This window comes from Oleiphilus sp. HI0125, assembly GCF_001635355.1.
Genome location: NZ_LWGF01000732.1, coordinates 1 through 3,304 on the forward strand (window position 1 = coordinate 1; position 3,304 = coordinate 3,304).

General features: G+C 44.0%; 4 protein-coding genes. All 4 read left to right on the top strand.

Annotated features, from left to right (window positions below):
* Positions 1-587 (top strand): putative oxygenase MesX (locus A3762_RS10825; RefSeq protein ID WP_156493398.1); only part of this gene is annotated, 587 nt, incomplete at its 5' end.
* Positions 588-613: 26 nt separating this feature from the next.
* Entirely contained in the window at positions 614-1,642 is a 1,029-nt protein-coding gene (locus A3762_RS10830) for a methionine synthase (RefSeq protein ID WP_068755432.1), read from the top strand.
* Positions 1,643-1,700: 58 nt separating this feature from the next.
* Positions 1,701-2,531, top strand: coding sequence for a sulfite exporter TauE/SafE family protein (locus tag A3762_RS10835; protein ID WP_068755434.1), 831 nt, complete (start codon positions 1,701-1,703; stop codon positions 2,529-2,531).
* Between the two features lie 43 nt (positions 2,532-2,574).
* On the top strand, positions 2,575-2,961 hold the full coding sequence (locus tag A3762_RS10840) for an acyl-CoA thioesterase (RefSeq protein ID WP_068755436.1): 387 nt from the start codon (positions 2,575-2,577) through the stop codon (positions 2,959-2,961).
* Positions 2,962-3,304: the final 343 nt, after the last annotated feature.

Genomic DNA, 3,304 nt, shown 5'->3' on the forward strand with positions numbered 1-3,304 from the left:
CTGATAACTTTGGCGATCTACATGGCAATCTATTCAAAGATTTTATCTGCTCTGATACTTACAAAAAGAACTTTAACAAGCTGCCTGTTATCTGTCTGAGTGTGTCTGATAATAAAATTTATCAACGTACAGAAAACGGTCATCCTGTCTTAGGCATTGAATACTTACCAAACGAATCTTCTTTGACTGAACAATACTTCAAAAAGATGGGCTTTGAAGTGCGTTATTTTATGCCACCAAACAGTGTCGCGCCGCTTGCGTTCTACTTCTTTGGCGATTTGCTTAGCGATTACACCAATCTAGAGTTGATCAGTACCATCAGTACGATGGAGACCTTCCAGAAAATCTATCGGCCTGAAATCTACAACGCTAACGCGGTGGCGGGTAATCACTATCAGCCAAAATTGAAGCATTCAGATCATTCCTTAACGCAAATTGTTTATGACAGACAGGAACGTAGTCAGTTAGCCATCAAGCAAGGGAAGTTTGCTGAGGAGAATTTTATAAAGCCCTACCAGAATGTTCTAGAAAAATGGTCGGCAAACTTTTCCCCATCAAACGATGTTTTACAAAACCTAGCCTCGTGATTGGCCTAAAAAGACGGAAATTCATGATGAAAAAATTATTACCTACTTCGACGGCTGGTAGCTTACCCAAGCCTTCATGGTTAGCGGAACCTGAAAAACTCTGGTCACCATGGAAGTTGGAGGGAGAGGACTTAGTCTCCGGTAAACAAGATGCACTTCGCGTTACCTTGCAGGAGCAAGAAAATGCAGGAATAGATATCGTGAGTGATGGTGAGCAAACGCGTCAGCATTTTGTAACGACTTTCATAGAGAGCCTGAGCGGCGTTGATTTTGATAAGCGCAAAACGGTTAGGATTCGAAATCGCTATGACGCGAGTGTGCCGACTGTTGTTGGTCCAGTGAGTCGCCAGAAAGCAGTGTTTGTTGAAGATGCGAAGTTCTTACGCAAACAAACCAAACAGCCAATAAAGTGGGCGCTTCCCGGTCCTATGACGATGGTGGACACGCTTTACGATGAGCACTACAAGAGCCGTGAAAAACTGGCTTGGGAATTCGCCATTGCCTTAAACAAAGAGGCTAAGGAACTCGAAGCGGCTGGTGTTGATATTATCCAGTTTGATGAGCCTGCATTTAACGTCTTCATTGATGAGGTCAACGAATGGGGCATTAAGTGTTTAGAGCGGGCGATTGAAGGTCTGAAATGCGAGACCGCTGTACACATTTGTTATGGCTATGGCATTAAAGCCAATACAGACTGGAAGAAGACTTTAGGTTCGGAGTGGCGACAATATGAAGAGACATTTCCATCGATACGAGAATCTAATATCGATATTGTTTCGTTAGAGTGCCATAACGGTCGCGTACCGGTTGAGGTTCTTGAACTTATTCGAGGCAAGAAAGTGATGGTCGGTGCCATTGATGTAGCAAATGAAACTATCGAAACGCCCGAAGAGGTCGCTGAGACTTTGCGAGGCGCTTTGAAATATGTCGATGCAGATAAGCTCTATCCGTGCACCAATTGTGGCATGGCCCCATTATCCCGAAAAATTGCAAGAGGAAAACTTGAAGCCTTACGCGCTGGTGCCGATATCGTCAGACGAGAATTGGCCGCTTAAAAGTCAAAACAATTGTGAGCAAACCTAGATAAACCACTCAAAGCAGAAGTAGTCACTGATGAGTATCATTGAATTTTTAACACAAAACTTTCCCACCTTTTTAGCCTTGTTAGCGACAGGAGTATTTGCTGGTATCCTTGCCGGATTATTAGGCGTTGGTGGCGGAATCGTCATCGTACCTGTATTGTTTTTCTTGTTTCAGAGCTTTGGCGTCAGTCCCGAGTCTTCCATGGTAGTGGCAACTGCCACCTCACTGGCGACGATCGTGCCTACTTCAATCAGCTCCATTCGGTCTCATCACAGTAAAGGTAACGTAGATTTTGGTCTGCTAAAACGTTGGGCCATATTCATCTTCGTTGGTGTGTTGGTGGGCAGCTGGCTAGTTACGCGCGTCGATGGTACGTGGTTGACAATGCTATTTGGTGTGATCGCGACCTTATCCGCGCTCAATATGTTATTTAGAACAGGAAAGTCAGCGTTATTTACAAGTTTGCCGGGCAAAGCTGGACAATCAGTGATGGGGACGTCCGTTGGGTTTTTTAGTTCCATGGTTGGTATCGGTGGCGGCACAATATCTGTTCCTTTGCTTACGCTATACAATTATCCAGCCCACAAGGCGGTTGGTACGGCTGCGGCGATTGGTCTTATCATATCTTTGCCAGGCGCGTTAACGATGCTGTTATTGGGAACCACGCCAAGCGATGCTCCTGTCGGTACATATGGTCTCGTGAATTTGATTGGTTTCATCTGTATTGTTCCGCTTACTGTTTTCTTTGCACCAATTGGCGCATCGCTTGCCGCGAAACTGGATGCGGCTAAACTGAAAAAAGTATTTGCTGTTGTATTGCTTATTACAGGTATTCGAATGTTAGTTCAGTTGGCGCTGTAAATGATGTTTGGCTGATAGTTGCCTAAAAAGTTGGTGGATAATAATGAACGATTCAATTTTCGAAAAACGTAAGGAACTCTCCCTTACACGTATTACTAAAGCGGTTTTTCCTGACACGACAAATCACCACGATACACTTTTTGGTGGCACAGCAATGCAATGGATGGACGAAGCCTCATTCATTTCTGCCACCCGCTTTTCACGCAAACGTCTAGTCACGGTTAGCAGCGATCGAATCGACTTTGAGCATCCTGTACCGGCTGGAAGTGTGGTCGAACTTATTGCTTCAGTCGCAGACGTGGGGCGAACGAGCTTAACAGTACGGGTTGAAATGTGGGTTGAGAGTATGTATCACGATGGCAGAACCAAGGCCATCAGTGGCGTGTTTAAGTTTGTAGCGGTCGATCAAAATTGCAGCCCACGCCAGTAATGGAATTTACTGATTGATATCTTACTATTGCTATGCGAGCTAAGTAGAATAGAATGATATGTTATATCGTAACTATATTAATTCTCGTTGCGATGATAGTAAATACATATCAGAGGGAGTTAAGGTTTAATATCGGCTATGGACGGTTTCCTCATTAAGAAAAATGAATAAAAAATGCGACGTAACAGAATCACTTTTAATAAGCTGCTCATTGGTCGAATTCAAGTATCTTTCGGTTTTATTGGTCTCATAAGCTTGCTTTGGTACAGTGTCAGCTCTACATCACCATCAGCCTCTACCACTAATCAACGCATCATTCCTATTGAGCTCATCGATCAAAAAC